The following is an 18,729-nucleotide window of genomic DNA, read 5'->3' as shown; positions in this document are numbered from 1 at the left end:
ACTCGATCAGTTGCGGGGCATCGGCGGCATCGGACGGATGTCGGGCGCGACCTGTGTGGCCGGTGTCTTCCGCACGATCGTGATGAGGCGGTCGGTCAACTCCAGCCTCCCCACGGCCGGATCGTCGTAGCCGAGCACCCGGTGACCGCGTATGACACTGACCACCAGGTCGGCGATCTCACGCGGGGTCTTGCCCACCTCGGCCTTGACGACCGGCCGTTCGACGATGTCGAGCCCGCTGCCCTGCTGGATGAGGTCCTCCATCACCATGCCGGCGGAGGGGCTGAGCACGGACAGGCCGAGCAGGCGGCCTGCGGCGCTGGCGCTGGTGACGACACCGTCGGCGCCGGACTGCTTGAGCAGCGGCGCGTTCTCCTCCTCCCGCACCGTGGCCACGATCTTCGCCCCGCGGTTGAGCTGCCGGGCCGTCAGCGTCACCAGGACCGCCGTGTCGTCGCGCTGGGTCGCGATGATGATCTGACGTGCCTTGTGCACCTCGGCCCGCTTCAGCACCTCGCTGCGGGTCGCGTCCCCGACGATGCCCGCGTACCCCTCCGCGGTCGCGGCGTCGACGACCTTGGAACTGGGGTCGACCACGACGACCTGTTCCTTCTTCAGGCCCGTCGCGCAGACGGTCCGGATCGCCGACCTGCCCTTCGTGCCAAATCCGACGACGACGGTGTGATCGCGCAACGTGGACCTCCAGCGGGTCAGTCGCCACTCCTCGCGAGTGCGTTCGGTGAGCGCTTCGAGGGTGGTGCCGACCAGGATGATCAGGAACAGCACACGCAGGGGCGTGATGACGAGGATGTTCGTGAGCCGGGCGGCGTCGCCGGCGGGGGTGATGTCACCGTAGCCCGTGGTGGAGAGGGTGACGGTGGCGTAGTAGAAGGCGTCGAGGAGGGTGAGGCCGCCGCCCGCGTTGTCGTTGTAGCCGTCGCGGTCGGCGTAGACGATCAGCGCGGTGACGACGAGGACCCCCAGCGCCATGGAGAGCCGCTTGAAGACCTGGCGGATCGGGTGCTCCACCACTTTCTTCGGGAGTTTCACCCGATGGGTCACCAGATGCTCGTCCGCCTGGCGGGCGATCGCGTCCTGGCCCGGAAGTTTCACGTGAAACACACTCCGATACCTCCGGACGCCCAGGGCAGGTCGAGCAGTTCCGCCTCCTGCCCCGGACGGGCGCCGCCCGGGGGCACGACGGCCAGCGCGTCGGCCGCCGCGATGCCGCGCAGCATGGCCGGGCCGTTGTAGTGCAGCGGCACGGCCTGGTCGCCCCGCAGGACGACGGGCACGAGCCGGGTGTCGTGCGGGTGCCCGTGCACGGCGTCCCTGAGCGGCAGTGTGTACGGCTCCGGGGCCGGGCGGGCCGCGAGGGTCCGCAGCAGCGGCTCGGCGAGCGTCAGCAGTCCGGAGACGGCGGCGAGCGGGTTGCCCGGCAGGCCGACGAGGTGCTGGGTCTCCGTGATGCGGGCCAGCAGCATGGGGTGGCCGGGGCGCACCTTGACGCCGTCCACGAGGAGTTCGGCCCCGATACGGCGCAGGGTGGGGTGGACGTGGTCGACGGGCCCCGCCGCGGTGCCGCCGGTGGTGATGATGACGTCGGCGTCGGACGTGGTCATCGCCCTGCGCAGGGCGCCGGCGTCGTCCCGGACGCGTCGTACGGCGGTCACCTCGGCGCCGAGCGCGCGCAGCCAGGGCGGCAGCATCGGGCCGAGCGCGTCCCGGATCAGACCGTCGTGCGGCAGCCCCTCGGTGAGCAACTCGTCGCCGAGCACGAGGACTTCGGCGCGGGCGCGGGGGACGGCGGTGACCGTGTCGTATCCGGCCGCCGCGGCGAGCCCGAGGACGGCCGGGGTGACGAGGGTGCCGACGGGCAGGAGTTGGTCGCCGGTGCGGCATTCCTGGCCCCGGGGGCGGATGTCCTGGCCGGGGACGACGCCCCTGGTCGCGTGCAGCCGGCCCTTGTCGTCGGTGCGGCCGTGCTCGCTGCGCAGGACGGCCGTGGTGTCCGCGGGGATGCGGGCGCCGGTGGCGATCGGGACGGCCTCGCCGTCGGTCAGGGGCGCCTGCGCGGTGTGCCCGGCCAGGACGCCCTCGTCCCGTACGTCCCAGGGGGCGGGCCCGGCGACCGCCCAGCCGTCCATCGCGGAGGTGTCGAAGGAGGGGAGGTCGGTGAGGGCGTCGAGGGGGGTGGCCAGGGTGAGGCCGAGGGCGGCGTCCAGCGGCACGGAGACGGGGTCGCGGCGGGCGGCCCGGGTGGCACTCCGGGCGGCGCGTCCGGCGATGTCCCGGGCCTGTGGCCAGGGGGTGGCCCGGTGCCGGGTGTCCGGCTTCCGGGGCGTGGGGGTGCTGTCCTTCTCACCTCGTGCGGCGGGGTCGGGCAGGTGGGTGCCGTTGCTGTTGTTCACGAGGGCGAGCACCTCCTCGACGTCGAGATCTTCGGCGTCCTCACCGGTGCGGGTGCCGTGCGGCGTCATCCGGCGTCCGGGCGGGTGTCGGGCGTCGCGTCGGGGGCGACGTCGGGCTGGTCCCCCGGGGCTTTCGGGGTGCTCTCCTCCGCCCAGCGGGCGGCGAGGGCCACGGCCTTGCGGGCGGCTTCGGCGACCGCCTCGGGGCCCCCGCCGGCCCGCGCGGCCGCGTAGCCGACGAGGAAGGTGGTCAGCGGCGCGGCGGGCCTGGCCACACCGTGGGCGGCGTCGCGGGCGAGGTCGAGCAGCTCTTTCACGTCGACGTCGAGGTCGATCCCCAGCTCGTCCTTGACCGCGGAAATCCATTCATCCAACACGTGCCCATGCTCCCTGATGCGTGCCCTGGCGGAGGCGATGTCGTCCCAGGTGTCGCAGTCGAAAGACGCGACGGGATCGGAGATGCGGGTGAGGTCCAGCTCGGCGGTGAGACGCCGCAGGGGAAGTCCGTGCGGACCGCCGTGCCGCTCGGCGAGGAGGGCGAGCGTCTCGCGCAGGCGCCGTGTGCGGTACGCGGCGACGAGCGGCTGGTCGCGGCCGTCGGGGTCGGTCAGCAGCACGCCGTCGGCGGCGGTCCCCCGCAGCGTGCCCAGCAGCCGGCCGACGGTCCGCTCCTCGAGGAACGGCAGGTCGGCGGAGAGCACCACGACGTGTTCCGCCGTGGTGTGCCGGAGGCCGGCGTCGAGCGCGGCGAGCGGTCCGCCGCCGGGCGGGTCCTCGCGGGCCCAGGTCACGGGCCGTGCCGTCGGCCGGGGCGCGGCCACGACGACGGTGGTACGGGCGCCGTCGCACGCGGCGAGCACCCGGTCGAGCAGGGCCCGCCCGCCGACGCGCACCCCGGGTTTGTCCGCGCCCCCGAGGCGCCGGGCGGCGCCGCCGGCGAGCACGACGGCGTCGTGGTCGGCGGGGTCCGTCCCCTGCGCGGGGCCGGGGCCGACGCCGGGTTCACCGGGAGGCTCGTACGCGGTCACCCCCCGAGTATGCGTGCCCCCGCGATCACATGGAACGCGGGGGAACCGACGCGATCACCGGGAACGGCCGCGCGCCGGAGAGGAATCACAGCGTCCGCAGGAGCACCGCCGGCTGTTCCACGCAGTCCGCCACGTAGCGCAGGAAGCCGCCCGCCGTGCCGCCGTCGCACACCCGGTGGTCGAAGGTGAGCGAGAGCTGGACGACCTGCCGCACCGCCAGCTCGCCCTCGTGCACCCAGGGCTTGGGGACGATGCGGCCGACGCCGAGCATGGCGGCCTCGGGGTGGTTGATGATCGGAGTGGAGCCGTCGACGCCGAAGACTCCGTAGTTGTTCAACGTGAAGGTCCCGCCGGTGAGTTCGCCGGGCGTCAGCGTCCCGGTCCGGCCCGCCTCGGTCAGCCGGGCGAACTCCGCGGTCAGCGACTCGGCGTCCCGCGCGTGCGCGTCCCGGACCACCGGGACCACGAGCCCCCGGTCGGTCTGCGCCGCGAAGCCCAGATGCACGTGGTCGAACCGGACGACCTCCCTGGCCTGCGCGTCCACGGTGGAGTTGAGCTCCGGGAACCGGGCGAGGGCCGCGGTGCAGATCCGGGCCAGCAGGGCCAGCAGGGAGATCTTCGGCCCGCCGGCCGCGTTCATGGCGGTCCGTGCCCGCATGAGCTCCGTGGCGTCGGCGTCGACCCAGCAGGTCGCGTCGGGGATCTCACGGCGGCTGCGGGACAGCTTGTCGGCGACGGCGCCCCGCATGCCCTTGAGGGGCGTGCGGATCTCGCCCGGGGCGGCTGTCGCGGCGGGCCGGGGGGCGGGGGCCGCTGCCGGAGCGGGCCGGGGCGCGGCGCGCAGCGCGTACTCCACATCCGCCCGCAGGATCAGCCCGTCGGGCCCGGAGCCGGTCAGCTCCCGCAGGTCGAGGCCGTTCTGCCGGGCCAGCCTGCGGACCAGGGGCGAGATCACGGGGAGGGGGCCGTCCTCGGCCTCGGGGACACCTGCCCGCCCGTTCACCGCCGCGGCGGGCGCGGCACCGGCCGCGGGCTCCTGGCGCACCCTGCGCCGCCGCGCGGGTGCCTCGGACGTGCCGTATCCGACCAGGACGTTCCCCGAGCCCTCGGTCCCGGCCTCCTCCGCACCGCCGCCGGACGGCGCCCGTTCCCCCACCGCCACCGTGATCAGCGGCGCTCCGACGGGCAGTTCCGTGCCCTCCTCGCCGAAGCGGGCCGTGACCACACCGCCGTAGGGACAGGGCACCTCGACCATCGCCTTGGCCGTCTCGACCTCGACGACCGGCTGGTCGATGGCGACGACGTCGCCGATCTCCACCAGCCAGCGCACGATCTCGGCCTCGGTGAGCCCCTCACCGAGGTCGGGCAGCTTGAACTCCAACACCTGTGCCATCAGCTCTCGGCCTCCCACTGCAGACGCCCCACGGCGTCCAGGATCCGGTCCACACCGGGCAGGTGGTGGCGCTCCAGCATCGGCGGCGGATACGGGACGTCGAACCCGGCGACGCGCAGCACCGGCGCCTCCAGGTGGTGGAAGCAGCGCTCCGTGACCCGGGCCGCGATCTCCCCGCCCGGGCCCCCGAAGGAACCCGACTCGTGGACGACGACCGCGCGTCCCGTCCGCCGCACCGAGGCGCACACCGTCTCGTCGTCGAACGGCACCAGGGAGCGCAGGTCGACGACTTCGAGGTCCCAGCCCTCGGCCCGGGCCGCCTCGGCCGCCTCCATGCAGACGGGTACGGACGGCCCGTACGTGATGAGCGTGGCGCTCCGGCCCGAGCGCCGCACCACCGCGCGGCCTATCGGTTCAACGGGCGCCGGCTCCTCGGGGTTCCAGGAGTCCTTCGACCAGTACAGCCGCTTCGGCTCCAGGACGACGACCGGGTCGTCGGAGGCGATGGCGGCACGCAGCAGGCCGTAGGCGTCGGCGACGGTGGCGGGCGTGACCACATGGAGCCCCGGGGTCGCCATGTAGTACGCCTCGGAGGAGTCGCTGTGGTGCTCCACTCCGCCGATGCCGCCGCCGTAGGGGACGCGGATGGTGATCGGCAGGGGCATCTTGCCGCGGGTGCGGTTGCGCGTCCGGGCCACGTGCGAGATGAGCTGTTCGAACGCCGGGTAGGCGAACGCGTCGAACTGCATCTCCACGACCGGCCTCAGGCCGTACATCGCCATGCCGACGGCCGTGCCGAGGATGCCCGCCTCGGCGAGCGGGGTGTCCGTGCAGCGGTCCTCGCCGAACTCCTTGGCGAGTCCGTCGGTGACGCGGAAGACGCCGCCGAGGGTGCCGACGTCCTCGCCCATGACGTGCACGGCGGGGTCGGCGGCCATGGCGTCGCGCAGCGCGCGCGTGAGGGCCTGCGCCATGGTGGCCGGCTTGACGGCGACGGTGGTCATCGGTGCGTGTCCCCTTCCGGCCCGGTCTCGGCCTCGGCCGCCAGTTCCGCCCGCAGCTGCTCCCGCTGCTCGCGCAGCTGCGGGGTGGGCTCGGCGTAGACGTGGGTGAACAGGTCCATGGGGTCGAGTGCCGGGTCCTGGTTCATGTGTGCGCGCAGGTCGGCGGCCATCGCCTCGGCGGCGTCCCGTGCGGCCTGCTTCCCGGCCTCGTCGAGCAGGCCGAGCGCGGTCAGCTCGTGCTCCAGCAGCTGGATCGGGTCGTGCTCGCGCCAGGTCTCGACCTCGGCGTCACCGCGGTAGCGGGTCGCGTCGTCGGCGTTGGTGTGGGCGTCGACGCGGTAGGTGATCGCCTCGACCAGGGTGGGACCGCCGCCCGCGCGGGCGTGCCGTACGGCGTCGGAGAGCACCTCGTGCACGGCCGCGGCGTCGTTGCCGTCGACCAGGCGGCCGGGCATGCCGTAGCCGACGGCCTTGTGGGCCAGCGACGGGGCCGCGGTCTGCTTGGCGAGCGGGACGGAGATCGCGAAGCCGTTGTTCTGCACCAGGAAGACGACCGGGGCCTGCCAGACGGCGGCGAAGTTCAGCGCCTCGTGGAAGTCGCCCTCGCTGGTGCCGCCGTCGCCGACCATGGCCAGGGCGACCACGTCGTCACCCTTGAGGCGGGCGGCGTGCGCGAGACCCACGGCGTGCGGCAGCTGAGTGGCGAGCGGGGTGCACAGGGGGGCGACCCGGTGCTCGTACGGGTCGTAGCCCGTGTGCCAGTCGCCGCGCAGCAGCGTGAGCGCCTCGACGGGGTCCACACCGCGGGCCACCACGGCGAGCGTGTCGCGGTAGCTCGGGAAGAGCCAGTCCTGCTCCTTCAGCACGAGCGCGGCGGCGACCTCACAGGCCTCCTGGCCGGTGGTGGAGGGGTAGACGGCGAGGCGGCCCTGCTTGGTGAGCGCGGTGGCCTGCGCGTTGTAGCGGCGGCCGCGGACCAGCTGCGTGTACAGCGTCCGCAGCAGCTCCGGGTCCGCCTTCGCGGCGGCCTCGGTGCCGAGGACGCGGTACGGCTCCGCGTCGGGCAGCAGCGGCGCGGGATCCATGCGGGGCTGCCAGGCGGGCGGCGGGGTCGGCCGGTACGCGCCCCGCTGCTCCATGACCGTCATGACGGCACCTCCTCGTGGGAGCGGCTACGGGAGGCGGGTCGGCTGTGACCCGCCTCACCTACCGATTGTTCGGTCGACGGCACAATTTGGCTATGGCTGGCCCCAGGCTGTGGACAAACGGTTCTCCACAGCCTGTGATGGACGCAGTACGTCCATGGTAGGGAGGTCGGCGCAGGTGGCATCTGAACAAATGGCCGAAGGACAGGACGTCGGCGGTGTGCTACCGCCGCCGCGGCCCCTGGACGCCATAGATCAGGACATCCTGCGCATGCTCCAGGCGGACGGCCGCGCCTCGATACGGTCGGTCGCCGAACGGGTCCACGTCTCACGCGCCAACGCCTACGCCCGCATCAACCGGCTCGTCGAGGACGGTGTCATCCGCGGCTTCGGCGCCCGCGTCGACCATGAGCGGGCCGGTCAGGGGACGTCCGCGTACATCACGCTGAAGATCGTGCAGAACTCCTGGCGCACGGTGCGCGAGGAGCTCAGACGGCTGCCGGGCGCCTCCCACATCGCCCTGGTGGGCGGGGACTTCGACGTGCTGCTGCTGGTGCACGTCTCCGACAACCGGTCGCTGCGCGAACTGGTACTGACCCGCCTCCAGGCGATCCCGCAGGTGCTCAGCACCCGCACGCTGCTGGTGTTCGAGGAGGAGGACCTCGAGCCGCAGGGGTGAGTTCAGGAGTCCTTCCGGAGCCCTCCGAAGGCCAGCCGCACCACCGCGTCGGCCACCTCGCGCTCGTTCATTCCGCGCCCGTCGGGCCGGTACCACTCCACGATCGAGTTGATCATTCCGAAGACCAGCCTGGTCACCAGCCGGACCTCGATGTCGCCGCGCACGTCCCCGTCCGCGGCCGCCGCCTTGATCAGGTCGGCCACCCGGTGGTCGAAGTCGCGGCGCCGCTCCAGGGCCCAGCGCTCGGTGTCCGTGTTGCCGCGCACCCGCAGCAGCAGGGTCACGTAGGGCAGCTCGGCTATGAGCACCTCGACCATGCGCCGCACGACGTACTCCAGGCGCTCGGCGGACCGCCCCACGCGCGCGTGCTCCTCGTCGAGGATCCCGAAGAGGCCGTCCAGGGCCCGGCTCACGGCGCGGCGCAGCAGCTCCTCCTTGCCGGCGACGTGGTGGTATATCGACGACTTGGAGATGCCCGCCGCCTTGGAGAGGTGCTCCATGGAGGTGCCGTCGTAGCCACGCTCGTTGAACACCTGGACGGCGACGGACAGCAGGGTGTCCGGGGTGTACGTGTCGCGCTTTGCGGTGGTCATGAGGCTGTGCCCTCCCGCTTGTCGGAGGCGTGGGCGTGGCGGTACAGCGCGAGGGACGGCGTGTAGCGCCCCGAGGGGTCGCGCATATGGAGATCGTCCAGGAGCGCGTAGGCCCAGTAGCGGCCGAGTTTCCGGCTCCACTCGAAGGGGCCCAGGGGGTAGTTGACGCCGAGGCGCATCGCGGTGTCGATGTCCTCCTCGGTGGCCACGCCCTTGGCGACCGCGTCGTGCGCCAGGTCGATGATCCGCGCGACCGTGCGGGCGACGATCATGCCGGGTACGTCGCCGATGAGGCTGACCCGCTTGCCCAGCGCCTGGAAGAGGCCGATGGCCTCGGCGAGGGTCCCCGGGGAGGTGTCCTGGGAGGCGGACAGGGCGATCCGGGTGGCCTTGCGGTAGTCGAGGGCGAGGTCGAAGTAGACGACGTCCCGGAACTCCACGGAGGTCTGCCCGTCGGCGAGGGCGAGCTGGCCCCCGCTCGGCAGCACCATGCGGGTGCCGTTGTCGTCGTCCTCGTCGCGGACCGGGATGCCCGCCTCGCGGATCAGCGCGAGCAGGTCGGACGCCGGGCCCAGGTCGCCCTCGGCGACGACGTACGCGGGCGGCTGCCGCCGCTCCGCCGTGTCCGGATCCGGGCGCTCGGCGCCGTCCTGGTGGTCGTACCAGCCCTGGCCGGTCTTGCGGCCCAGCCGGCCGGACTCGACCAGGCGCCGCTGAGCGAGGGACGGCGTGAAGCGCACGTCCTGGAAGAAGGACTGCCAGACCGAGTGCGTGACGGACTCGTTGACGTCCTGGCCGATCAGGTCGGTCAGCTCGAAGGCGCCCATCCGGAAACCGCCCGACTCGCGCAGCACGGCGTCGATGGTGGCCGGGTCGGCGCCCTGCGCCTCGTACACCGCGAAGGCCTCGGCGTAGAAGGGCCGGGCGATGCGGTTGACGATGAAGCCGGGGGTGTCCGCGCAGGCGACCGGCGTCTTGCCCCAGGCGCGGGCGGTCTCGTACGCGCGCGTGGCCGACGAGACGTCGGTGGCGAACCCGGAGACGACCTCGACCAGCGGCAGCAGCGGCGCCGGGTTGAAGAAGTGCAGGCCGACGAAGCGGCCGGGGGAGCGCAGGGCGCCGCCGATGGCGGTGACGGACAGGGACGAGGTGTTGGTGGCGAGCAGGCAGTCGTCGGCCACGACGCCCTCCAGCTCGCGGAACAGGTCCTGCTTGACGTCCAGCCGCTCCAGGACCGCCTCGACGACCAGGGCGCAGTCCGCGAGCTCGGCGAGGGCCTCGGCGGGCAGCAGCCGGGCGCGGGCGGCGTCCCGGTCGGCGCCGGTGAGCCGCTCCTTCTCCACGAGCCGGTCCAGGCGCGCGCCGATCTCGTCGGCCGCCTCCCGGGCCCGCCCGGGGACGGTGTCGTACAGCCGTACGGGATGGCCCGCGACCAGCGCGACCTGGGCGATGCCCTGGCCCATGGTGCCGGTGCCGACGACGGCCACGGGGCTGCTGAGGTCGAGTGCTGTCATGTGCGCGATCCTCCCGCACGGGGTTTTCCACAGATGCGGCGGACCCCCTTGAGCCGACCGATCGTTCGGTTACTCTAGCTCTGTCCGAGTGTTCCTGCCCAGGTTTCTGCCCAGGTCATGAACTCGACGAAGAGTTCTTGAGACGAGGAGATGGTCACCCATGACCGCCGCACTCTCGGCGCACGAGCTGATCGCCCGGCACCGGTCCACCCTCGACCAGGCGCTGGAGGCGATCCGCACGCGCGCGTACTGGTCCCCGCACCCCGAGCACCCCAAGGCCTACGGGGAGCACGGCAGTCTGGACGCGGCGGCGGGCAAGGCCGCCTTCGACGCCCTGCTCGGCAACCGCCTCGACCTGGGCCAGCCCGGCACCGACGACTGGGTGGGCGGCGAGACGTCCCCGTACGGCGTCAACCTGGGCGTGACGTACCCGCACGCGGACCTCGACGTGCTGCTGCCCGCCATGAAGGCCGGGCAGCGGGCCTGGCGGGACGCGGGCGCGGAGCAGCGTGCGGTGGTCTGCCTGGAGATCCTCAAGCGCATCAGCGACCGGACGCACGAGTTCGCGCACGCGGTCATGCACACCTCCGGCCAGGCCTTCATGATGGCGTTCCAGGCGGGCGGGCCGCACGCCCAGGACCGCGGCCTGGAGGCGGTGGCGTACGCGTATGTGGAGCAGGTGCGCACACCCGACAACGCCGAGTGGACCAAGCCGCAGGGCAAGCGCGACCCGCTGGCCATGACCAAGCAGTTCACCCCGGTCCCGCGTGGCATCGGCCTGGTGATCGGCTGCAACACCTTCCCGACGTGGAACGGCTACCCGGGCCTGTTCGCCTCCCTCGCCACGGGCAACGCGGTCCTGGTCAAGCCCCACCCGCGCGCGGTGCTGCCGCTCGCGCTGACGGTGCAGGTCGCGCGGGAGGTGCTCGCCGAGACGGGCTTCGACCCGAACCTGGTCGCGCTGGCCGCCGAGCGCCCCGGCGAGGGCATCGCCAAGACCCTGGCGACGCGCCCCGAGATCCGGATCATCGACTACACGGGCTCGACCGAGTTCGGCGACTGGCTGGAGGCCAACGCCCGCCAGGCGCAGGTCTACACGGAGAAGGCCGGCGTCAACACCGTCGTCGTCCACTCCACGGCCGACTACAAGGGCATGCTCTCCAACCTGGCGTTCTCGCTGTCCCTGTACAGCGGCCAGATGTGCACGACCCCGCAGAACCTGCTCGTCCCCCGGGCGGGCATCTCCACGGACCAGGGCCCCAAGTCCTACGACGAGGTGGTCGCCGACCTCGCCAAGTCGGTCGACGGCCTGCTCGGCGACGACGCCCGGGCGAACGCGCTGCTGGGTGCGATCGTCACCCCGGACGTGAAGGCCCGTCTGGAGGCCGCCGCGGGTCTCGGCGAGGTCGCCCTGGCGTCCCGGGAGATCACCAACCCCGACTTCCCGGGCGCGGTCGTGCGGACGCCGGTGATCGTGAAGCTGGACGGGGCCAAGCCGGACGCGGAGGCCGCGTACATGAGCGAGTGCTTCGGGCCGGTGTCCTTCGCCGTCGCCGTCGACTCGGCCTCGGACGCGGTGCAGTTGCTGCGGCGGACCGTTCGGGAGAAGGGCGCGATGACCGTCGGGGCGTACACCACCGACCCGGAGGTCGAGCAGGACGTGCAGGAGGCCTGTCTGGAGGAGGCGGCCCAGCTGTCGCTGAATCTGACGGGTGGGGTGTATGTGAATCAGACGGCCGCGTTCTCCGACTTCCACGGGTCGGGAGGGAATCCGGCGGCCAGTGCGGCGCTGTGTGACGGGGCGTTCGTCGCCAACCGGTTCAGGGTTGTCGAGGTGCGGCGGGAGGCCTAAAAACTCCCGCAGCTCCAGTGGTACAGCGTCATCGCCACACTCGTCGCCAGGTTGTAGCTGCTGACCTGCGGACGCATCGGCAGGGACAGCAAGTGGTCCGCACGATCACGTAGTTCCGTCGACAGGCCCGTGCGTTCCGAGCCGAACGCGAGGACGGCGTCGTCCGGGAGCTTGACGCCCCGGATGTCGTCGCCCTCGGGGTCGAGGGCGAACAGCGGGCCGGGCGGCAGGTCGGGGACCTCCAGCCGTTCCACCGCCGTCGCGAAGTGCAGTCCGGCCCCGCCGCGTACGACCGTCGGATGCCAGGGGTCGACCGTCCCGGTCGTCACCACGCCCGTCGCGCCGAAGCCGGCGGCCAGGCGGATCACCGCCCCCGCGTTGCCCAGGTTGCGCGGATTGTCGAGGACCACGACCGGGGTGGTGCGGGGCGTGTGCGCCAGCCGCGCGAGGTGGGACTCACGAGAGGGGCGCACGGCGAGCGCGGCCACGGCGGTGGGGTGCGGGCGCGGCACGAACGACGCGTACGTCTCGTGCGGCACCTCCGTGAGCAGCGCGCCCAGCGCGTCCCGTACGTCCGGGGCCAGCTCGTCGGCGAGGGCGAGCGCGGCCGCCCGGTCGGCGGTGACCGCCACCGGCACCTCGGCGCCGAACCGCACCGCGTGCTTGAGGGCGTGGAAGCCGTCGAGCAGGACGGTGCTGCCGGCGAGCCGGTGCCAGACGGTCACGGGGTCGGTCATGCCCCGAAGCCTACGTGCGTGGCCTGGGAACTCTCGGGGGCCGGCTGCTCGGGCACCGGCGTGCGCCCGCCGCGGCGGCGCAGCAGCCGGTCACGCGCGCGTGCCGACCGGCCGCCCAGGCGGCGCAGGAAGGACATCGGCAGGAACACCGCGTCCGCCGCGATCATCGCCAGCGAGAAGAACGGCAGGCCGAGAACGACGGCGATCACGGCGTGCTCGGTGATCATGAGCGCCAGCAGGACGTTCTTCACTCGCCGGTTGAACAGCGTGAACGGGAAGGCGACCTGCACGAGGACCGTCCCGTAGGTCACGAGCATCACCATCGTCCCGCTGGCGGACAGCAGGTCCGCGAGGGCGGGCCAGGGCGAGAAGTACTCCAGATGGAGCGGGTAGTAGACGGCGGTGCCGTCCTGCCAGCGGGAACCCTGGATCTTGTACCAGCCGGCCGTCGCGTAGATCAGGCACGCCTCGGCCATGATCACGAGCAGGGCGCCGTTGTGCACGATGTTGGCGACGACGTCGAGCAGGATCCGCGGTTCGCCGGACTTCGCGCGGCGCCCGACCAGCCACCACAGGGCCTGCGCCGCCCACACGGTCCACAGCAGCACGGGTATCAGCAGGTCGTCGCCGTCCATCCGGCCGGCCAGGGTCGCCGCGAGCAGCGCGACCCCGAGTACGCCCCACAGGGCCGGGCCGGTCAGGTCCCTGACCCGCTCGCCCCGCTCGCGGGCGTCCCGGGCACGCGAGGCCCGCCGGGCGTCCAGCGACCACACCTGGGCGCAGCGCGTGAAGACCAGGTAGATCGACATCAGGTGCAGCACGTTGTCGCCGCCGTCGCCCATGAAGACGCTGCGGTTCTGCAGCGACAGCACGCCGACCATGAACAGCACCGACATGGTGCGGGTGCGCCAGCCCAGCAGCAGCAGGGCGCTGGTCAGGATCGCGAGCGCGTAGACGAGCTCGAACCAGATCCGGCCGTCCGACCACATCAGGGTGGTGAAGGCCTTGTTGGTCCCTATCAGCTGCTCTGCGAGACCCCAGCTCCAGGGCCCGTCGGGACCGTAGAGCTCATGGCGGTGGGGCAGCTCGCGCAGCAGGAACAGCAGCCAGGTCGCGCTGAAGCCGATGCGGATCACGGCGGTCTGGTACGGGCCGAGGGCGGCCTCGGTGACACGGGCGATGCCGCGCGAGACGGCCAGGGAGAAGCGGTTCACCGCACGCCTCCCCGGGCCTCGTCCCGCGGCACCGGCCACCAGGGCAGCTCGCGGTAGGACGGCGTCGTGGAGACCTTCTCCCGGCTCCACTTCGGCGGGGGCACGTTGGTGGTGCGGGAGCGGACCTGGACGCGCTCGATGACACCGCCGTCCCCGGCCGAGGCGCCCGCCGCGTCGTCGCGGTCGAGGCGCAGCACCACGATCCTGCGCAGATACGACTCGGAGAGTGATCCGCGCAGGCCCACCGGGCGGCTCTCGCTGTCGTGCGTGGCGGTGAAGAAGTCCCAGGCGCGGCGCAGCTCGTTCTGCTGGGTGTGGCTGGGCAGCAGATTGCCGTCGATGGCCCGGCCGTCCTCGGCGGACAGGTCGTACCAGCCGGTGCTCAGCTTCTCGCCGTCCGCGCCGCGGACCTCGGCACGGGCCTGGATCGAGATGTTCTGCTGGAGCGGGTTCGGGGCGAAGAGCTTCCAGTTCTGCTCGAACTCCGGATAGATCCAGTCGTCCACGGCCCGGCCGTGCTCCTTGGTGACCGTGTTCGCCGGCGCGACATGCAGGAACGTCATCGCGATATGCACACAGACCCCGATCGCGACGACCGCGAGCGCCAGCGCGACCCCGATCTGATACGGGAGGGAGAGCGCGGCGATGCCGGAGCGGGGCGGGTCGGGCGGACCCGGCTCGGCGAGCCCGGAAGGCGCGTCCGGCCCGTGCCGGGCGTTCGAGCCCTCGTCGTACGCGTCCATTCCGCCCCGTTCCAGATCCCGGTCCGTCGTCCCGCCCGCGCACCGCCGCGCGGCGTCGGCACGGGCACGGTACTCAGGCCACCCACCCCGGCACAGCCCCTGTCCGCCGGTCCCGGCCGTGGCCATCGCCACACCGCGGAAGCCGACCGTACGGCGCCCGCGACCGCCCGGAGCGGCGTTCCCCCTCGTCCACAGGGGACCCCCGCAGGTTATCCACAGGGCGCCCCGGCAGGTCGCCCACAGGAGGGACACCCTACGGCGCCCGCCCGTACGCCCATTCCCTTCTTCTAGAACCTGTTCTATCTTGACGCCCCGTCAGCTCAACGGGATCGGCCCGGAAGGACAGGCACCGTGGACTTCACCTTCACCGAGGAGCAGCAGGCGGCGGCCGAGGCGGCGAAGGGCGTGTTCGCCGGGGTCGCCCCGGACGCCGTGCCCAGCCCCGCGCTCACCCCCGGCGCCGTCGCCGAGAGCCACGACCGCGCCCTGTGGGCCGGGCTCGCCGACGCGGACCTGCTGAGCCTGCTGCTCGACGAGCGGTACGGCGGGGCCGGCCTGGACGCCATCGCGCTGTGCCTGGTGCTGCGGGAGTCGGCGCGGGTGCTGGCCAGGGTGCCGCTGCTGGAGAGCAGCGCGGCGGCGGCGGCCGTCCAGGCCTTCGGGAGCGACGAGGCGAAGTCCGCCCTGCTCGCCCGGGCCGGCCGGGGCGAGATCGTGCTGACCGTCGCCGCGCACGGCCGTACCGGCCACGACCCGGCCGAGCTGGCCGTGACCGCACGGCAGGACGGCGAGGTCTGGGTGCTGGACGGGGTGCAGACGGCCGTGCCGTGGGCCTACGACGCGGACGTCACGGTCGTGCCCGCCCACACCGCGACCGGCCGGACCGTCCTGGCCCTGGTGCCCCGCGCGCACGCCGGGGCCGCCCTCGCCGAGCAGTTCTCCACCAGCGGTGAGCGGCTCGGCGAGCTGCGGCTGGAGTCGGTCCGGCTCAGCGCCCGGGACGTGATCGACGCCGACGGGGCGTGGGAGTGGCTGCGGGACCTGCTGGCCACCGGGACGTGCGCGCTGGCGCTCGGGCTCGGGGAGCGCGTGCTGCGGATGACCGGGGAGTACACGAGCGAGCGGGAGCAGTTCGGGTTCCCGATCGCCACCTTCCAGGCCGTCGCCGTGCAGGCCGCCGACCGCTACATCGACCTGCGCGCGATGGAGGCCACGCTGTGGCAGGCCGCGTGGCGGATCGCCTCGGGGGCACCCGGCGCGCTGCCCGCCGCCGGTGACGTCGCCGTCGCCAAGATCTGGGCGGCGGAGGGTGTACGCCGGGTCGTGCAGACCGCGCAGCATCTGCACGGCGGGTTCGGCGCGGACGTCGACTACCCCCTGCACCGCTACCACGCCTGGGCCAAGCACCTGGAGCTGTCGCTCGGCCCGGCCGCGGCACACGAGGAGGCCCTGGGCGACCTGCTGGCGGCACACCCCCTGGCCTGACCGCCCGGGGCGAGAGGCCCTACAGGACGAACCCCGACTGCCCGTCGTCCGTTACCACGGGACGGCCCGCCGCCTCCCACACCTGCATGCCGCCGTCGACGTTCACGGCGTCGATGCCCTGCTGGGCCAGGTACATCGTGACCTGGGCGGACCGGCCGCCGGAGCGGCAGATCACATGGACGCGGCCGTCCTGCGGGGCAGCCTCGGTCAGCTCGCCGTACCGGGCGACGAACTCGCTGATGGGGATGTGCAGCGCCCCTTCGGCGTGACCGGCCTTCCACTCGTCGTCCTCCCGGACGTCCAGCAGGAAGTCGCCGTCCTTGAGGTCAGCGACCTCGACCGTGGGCACACCAGCTCCAAAACTCATGCCTCCGACGCTACCCGACCCGCCCCGCGGGCCGGACGGGACGCGGCTCAGCCCTCGCGGCTCAGCCCCCACGGCCCGGCCCTCTCGGCTCAGCCCTCGCCGAGCAGCGTGGCCAGCTCCGTCTCGCGCTCGGTGACCTGGCTGAGCAGCTGCTGCCCGATCTCGTCCAGAAGGCGGTCCGGATCGTCCGGGGCCAGCTGGAGCATGTGGCCGATGGCGCTCTCCTCCAGCTCCTTGGCGAGCAGGGCGAGCAGTTCCTTGCGCTGGGCGAGCCATTCGAGGCGGTTGTAGAGTTCCTCGGCGCGGCTCGGGCCCCGCTTCAGCTCGGGCCCCTTGGCCCACTCCTCGGCGAGCTCGCGCAGCTCCGCCGCGTCGCCGCGGGCGTAGGCGGCGTTGACCCGGGTGATGAACTCCTCGCGCCGCTCGCGCTCCTTCTCCTCCTGGGCCAGGTCCGGGTGCGCCTTGCGGGCCAGGTCCCGGTAGAGCTTGCGGGCCTCCTCGCTGGGGCGGACCCGCTGCGGGGGCCGGACCGCCTGGTCCGTGAGCATCGACACGGCCTCCGGGAACAGGCCGCTGTCGTCCATCCAGCCGTGCAGCAGCTCCTCGACACCGGGGATCGGCGCCAGCCGCGATCTGGCCTCCTCCGCGCGCCGCAGGTCGTCGGGGTCACCGCTGCGAGCGGCCCTGGCCTCGAGGATCCGGGCGTCCAGGTCCTCGAGCCGGGCGTACAGCGGACCGAGCTTCTGTTCGTGCAGCCGGGAGAAGTTCTCGACCTCGACGCGGAAGGTCTCCACCGCGATCTCGTACTCGATCAACGCCTGCTCGGCGGCCCGCACGGCCCGCTCGAGCCGCTCCTCGGGCCGGGCCGCGTCACCTTCGGCACGGGCCGCGTCGCCCTCGGGCGTCACCCGTTCCTCATCGGCGCCGCCACCGCCCTGCTCAGCTTCCGGGGTCGTCACCCGACCAGCCTAGGCCACGCGGCGCCTGCCCCTGTGCCCCGGACGGCCACCCGCCCGAGGCGTCCCCAGGGTCAGACCCCCATCTCCGCGGCGACCTTTCCCGCCCGCACCCCCGCCACCAGATCCGCGTGATCCGCCTCGGTCCGGTCCGCGTAGGCCACGGCGAACGCCGCCATCGCCTCGTCCAGCTCCTCGCTCTTGCCGCAGTACCCGGCGACGAGCCGGGGATCGGCGCTGTGGGCGTGCGCCCGGGCCAGGAGCGCGCCGGTCATCCGGCCGTAGTCGTCTATCTGGTCGGCGGCCAGCGCGGCCGGATCGACGCTGCCCTTGCGGTTGCGGAACTGGCGGACCTGGAAGGGGAACCCGTCGACCGTCGTCCAGCCCAGCAGGATGTCGCTGACGACCTGCATCCGCTTCTGGCCCAGGACGACCCGCCGGCCCTCGTGCACGGCCTCCGGCGCCTCGAAACCGGCCGTCACCAGATGCGGCACCAGCGCCGAGGCCCGCGCCTCCTTCACCTGGAGCACCAGCGGCTCGCCCCGGTGGTCCAGGAGCAGCACGACGTAGGACCGGGTGCCGACGCTGCCGGTGCCGACGACGCGGAACGCCACGTCGTGCACCGCGTGCCGGGCGAGGAGCGGCAGGCGGTCCTCCGGCAGGGTGCCGACGTACTCTTCCAGGGACACGGCGACCGCCGCGGCCTCCGCGTCCGGGACGCGCCGCAGCACCGGCGGGGCGTCGACGAACCGGCGCCCTCCGCTCTCCGTGGCCTCCGTGGACTTGGCCGCGAAGCGGCCGCTCGTGTTGTGGCGGGCCTTCTCGGAGACCCGCTCCAGCGTGCCGAGCAGGTCATGGGCGTCCGTGTGGGAGACGAGCTCCTCGTCCGCGATCGCGTTCCACGCGTCCAGCACCGGGAGCTTGGCCAGCAGCCGCATGGTGCGGCGGTAGGCGCCCACCGCGTCGTACGCCGCCTTGCGGCACCGGTCCTCGTCCGCGCCGGCCTCCCGGCCCGCGAGCACCAGGGAGGCCGCGAGGCGCTTGAGGTCCCACTCCCAGGGGCCGTGCACCGTTTCGTCGAAGTCGTTCAGATCGATGACGAGGCCGCCGCGCGCGTCGGCGTACAGGCCGAAATTGGCCGCGTGGGCGTCGCCGCAGATCTGGGCCCGGATCCGGGTCATGGGGGTGCGCGCCAGGTCGAAGGCCATGAGGCCCGCCGCGCCGCGCAGGAAGGCGAACGGGGTGGCGGCCATGCGGCCGACCCGGATCGGGGTGAGCTCGGGGAGCCGGCCGCGGCCCGACTCCTCGACCGCGCTCACGGCGTCGGGCCGGGACGCGTCCAGGTCGAGCAGGGAGTGCGCGCTCCGCGGGATGCGCTTGCGCAGGGCCTTGCCCTCGTCCTTGGGCGAGCCCTCGGCCGGCCATTCGGCGAAGCCGCGCACCCGGGGGAGCCGCCGGTCCGTCCCGTCCGCCGCCATGCCCTCGGCCCCCACATCAGCCTTGGTCATCCCAACCGCCTCCCCCGCACGCGCACGAACATCAACTCGTGCCGACCGTACATCCGGGCGGCTGAAACACGTCAGACCCTGTGGACGACTCCCCGGCTGT

Annotated in this window: 17 protein-coding genes; 3 read left to right on the top strand and 14 right to left on the bottom strand. The window is 73.1% G+C overall.

The window, feature by feature from the left end:
* Positions 1-6 precede the first annotated feature (6 nt).
* From OHU35_RS21565 to pdhA, 6 genes are all read right to left on the bottom strand, one after another.
* Entirely contained in the window at positions 7-1,113 is a 1,107-nt protein-coding gene (locus tag OHU35_RS21565; protein ID WP_189727124.1) for a TrkA family potassium uptake protein, read from the bottom strand.
* Positions 1,110-2,480: a molybdopterin molybdotransferase MoeA gene (locus OHU35_RS21560; RefSeq protein WP_189727125.1), complete on the bottom strand. Its 1,371-nt coding sequence runs from the start codon at positions 2,478-2,480 to the stop codon at positions 1,110-1,112. The genes OHU35_RS21565 and OHU35_RS21560 overlap by 4 nt, the downstream gene beginning before the upstream one ends.
* Positions 2,477-3,439, bottom strand: coding sequence for an NTP transferase domain-containing protein (locus OHU35_RS21555; protein ID WP_405506425.1), 963 nt, complete (start codon positions 3,437-3,439; stop codon positions 2,477-2,479). Before OHU35_RS21555 ends, OHU35_RS21560 begins: the two co-directional genes overlap by 4 nt.
* A gap of 85 nt (positions 3,440-3,524) precedes the next feature.
* Entirely contained in the window at positions 3,525-4,832 is a 1,308-nt protein-coding gene (locus OHU35_RS21550) for a dihydrolipoamide acetyltransferase family protein (RefSeq protein ID WP_189727127.1), read from the bottom strand.
* Entirely contained in the window at positions 4,832-5,836 is a 1,005-nt protein-coding gene (locus OHU35_RS21545; protein ID WP_189727128.1) for an alpha-ketoacid dehydrogenase subunit beta, read from the bottom strand. The genes OHU35_RS21550 and OHU35_RS21545 overlap by 1 nt, the downstream gene beginning before the upstream one ends.
* The gene (pdhA, locus tag OHU35_RS21540) at positions 5,833-6,984 is read right to left on the bottom strand and encodes a pyruvate dehydrogenase (acetyl-transferring) E1 component subunit alpha (protein WP_359891158.1); all 1,152 of its coding nucleotides are present in this window, start codon (positions 6,982-6,984) and stop codon (positions 5,833-5,835) included. Before pdhA ends, OHU35_RS21545 begins: the two co-directional genes overlap by 4 nt.
* A 190-nt stretch (positions 6,985-7,174) precedes the next feature.
* On the opposite strand from pdhA, the gene OHU35_RS21535 reads away from it, so the two are divergent.
* Entirely contained in the window at positions 7,175-7,660 is a 486-nt protein-coding gene (locus tag OHU35_RS21535) for an Lrp/AsnC family transcriptional regulator (protein ID WP_405509296.1), read from the top strand.
* A 2-nt stretch (positions 7,661-7,662) separates the two neighbouring features.
* Here OHU35_RS21535 and OHU35_RS21530 read toward each other — a convergent pair whose 3' ends face one another.
* Both OHU35_RS21530 and OHU35_RS21525 read right to left on the bottom strand, forming a co-directional pair.
* The gene (locus OHU35_RS21530) at positions 7,663-8,253 is read right to left on the bottom strand and encodes a TetR/AcrR family transcriptional regulator (RefSeq protein ID WP_189727130.1); all 591 of its coding nucleotides are present in this window, start codon (positions 8,251-8,253) and stop codon (positions 7,663-7,665) included.
* Positions 8,250-9,767 (bottom strand): 3-hydroxyacyl-CoA dehydrogenase, encoded by a 1,518-nt coding sequence (locus OHU35_RS21525; RefSeq protein WP_189727131.1) that lies wholly within the window; start codon positions 9,765-9,767, stop codon positions 8,250-8,252. Before OHU35_RS21525 ends, OHU35_RS21530 begins: the two co-directional genes overlap by 4 nt.
* A 160-nt stretch (positions 9,768-9,927) precedes the next feature.
* Here OHU35_RS21525 and paaN point away from each other — a divergent pair, with 160 nt between their 5' ends.
* Positions 9,928-11,619, top strand: coding sequence for a phenylacetic acid degradation protein PaaN (paaN, locus tag OHU35_RS21520; protein ID WP_405506421.1), 1,692 nt, complete (start codon positions 9,928-9,930; stop codon positions 11,617-11,619).
* Here paaN and OHU35_RS21515 read toward each other — a convergent pair.
* Genes OHU35_RS21515 through OHU35_RS21505 form a run of 3 tightly spaced genes read right to left on the bottom strand, consistent with a single transcriptional unit; the run spans position 11,616 to position 14,313 of the window.
* A complete protein-coding gene (locus OHU35_RS21515) occupies positions 11,616-12,356 on the bottom strand; it encodes an RNA methyltransferase (RefSeq protein WP_189727133.1) in 741 nt (246 codons plus the stop codon). The genes paaN and OHU35_RS21515 overlap by 4 nt on opposite strands.
* Positions 12,353-13,570 (bottom strand): HTTM domain-containing protein, encoded by a 1,218-nt coding sequence (locus OHU35_RS21510; RefSeq protein WP_405506420.1) that lies wholly within the window; start codon positions 13,568-13,570, stop codon positions 12,353-12,355. Before OHU35_RS21510 ends, OHU35_RS21515 begins: the two co-directional genes overlap by 4 nt.
* Positions 13,567-14,313, bottom strand: coding sequence for a DUF5819 family protein (locus OHU35_RS21505; RefSeq protein WP_405509295.1), 747 nt, complete (start codon positions 14,311-14,313; stop codon positions 13,567-13,569). Before OHU35_RS21505 ends, OHU35_RS21510 begins: the two co-directional genes overlap by 4 nt.
* 351 nt (positions 14,314-14,664) lie before the next feature.
* Here OHU35_RS21505 and OHU35_RS21500 point away from each other — a divergent pair, with 351 nt between their 5' ends.
* The gene (locus OHU35_RS21500) at positions 14,665-15,798 is read left to right on the top strand and encodes an acyl-CoA dehydrogenase family protein (protein ID WP_405506418.1); all 1,134 of its coding nucleotides are present in this window, start codon (positions 14,665-14,667) and stop codon (positions 15,796-15,798) included.
* Positions 15,799-15,817: 19 nt separating this feature from the next.
* Here the strand turns inward: OHU35_RS21500 and OHU35_RS21495 are convergent, their stop codons facing one another.
* From OHU35_RS21495 to OHU35_RS21485, 3 genes are all read right to left on the bottom strand, one after another.
* Positions 15,818-16,147, bottom strand: coding sequence for a rhodanese-like domain-containing protein (locus OHU35_RS21495; protein WP_189727355.1), 330 nt, complete (start codon positions 16,145-16,147; stop codon positions 15,818-15,820).
* Between the two features lie 107 nt (positions 16,148-16,254).
* On the bottom strand, positions 16,255-17,124 hold the full coding sequence (locus OHU35_RS21490; protein ID WP_372498760.1) for a hypothetical protein: 870 nt from the start codon (positions 17,122-17,124) through the stop codon (positions 16,255-16,257).
* Positions 17,125-17,195: 71 nt separating this feature from the next.
* Complete coding sequence (locus OHU35_RS21485) at positions 17,196-18,629, bottom strand: DUF2252 domain-containing protein (protein WP_189727136.1); 1,434 nt, start codon at positions 18,627-18,629, stop codon at positions 17,196-17,198.
* Positions 18,630-18,729 lie beyond the last annotated feature (100 nt).

Origin of the sequence: Streptomyces purpurascens, from assembly GCF_045040895.1 — a bacterium.
Classification (GTDB): Bacteria; Actinomycetota; Actinomycetes; order Streptomycetales; family Streptomycetaceae; genus Streptomyces; species Streptomyces purpurascens.
This window is presented reverse-complemented; position numbering and strand designations above follow the sequence as displayed.

Bases quoted from the DNA above. Each gene is read 5' to 3' on its own strand.
- OHU35_RS21560 (WP_189727125.1), bottom strand. From the start codon at position 2,480: ATGACGCCGCACGGCACCCGCACCGGTGAGGACGCCGAAGATCTCGAC.
- OHU35_RS21550 (WP_189727127.1), bottom strand. From the start codon at position 4,832: ATGGCACAGGTGTTGGAGTTCAAGCTGCCCGACCTCGGTGAGGGGCTC.
- OHU35_RS21545 (WP_189727128.1), bottom strand. From the start codon at position 5,836: ATGACCACCGTCGCCGTCAAGCCGGCCACCATGGCGCAGGCCCTCACG.
- pdhA (WP_359891158.1), bottom strand. From the start codon at position 6,984: ATGACGGTCATGGAGCAGCGGGGCGCGTACCGGCCGACCCCGCCGCCC.
- OHU35_RS21535 (WP_405509296.1), top strand. From the start codon at position 7,175: ATGGCCGAAGGACAGGACGTCGGCGGTGTGCTACCGCCGCCGCGGCCC.
- OHU35_RS21530 (WP_189727130.1), bottom strand. From the start codon at position 8,253: ATGACCACCGCAAAGCGCGACACGTACACCCCGGACACCCTGCTGTCC.
- OHU35_RS21525 (WP_189727131.1), bottom strand. From the start codon at position 9,767: ATGACAGCACTCGACCTCAGCAGCCCCGTGGCCGTCGTCGGCACCGGC.
- paaN (WP_405506421.1), top strand. From the start codon at position 9,928: ATGACCGCCGCACTCTCGGCGCACGAGCTGATCGCCCGGCACCGGTCC.
- OHU35_RS21515 (WP_189727133.1), bottom strand. From the start codon at position 12,356: ATGACCGACCCCGTGACCGTCTGGCACCGGCTCGCCGGCAGCACCGTC.
- OHU35_RS21505 (WP_405509295.1), bottom strand. From the start codon at position 14,313: ATGGACGCGTACGACGAGGGCTCGAACGCCCGGCACGGGCCGGACGCG.
- OHU35_RS21485 (WP_189727136.1), bottom strand. From the start codon at position 18,629: ATGACCAAGGCTGATGTGGGGGCCGAGGGCATGGCGGCGGACGGGACG.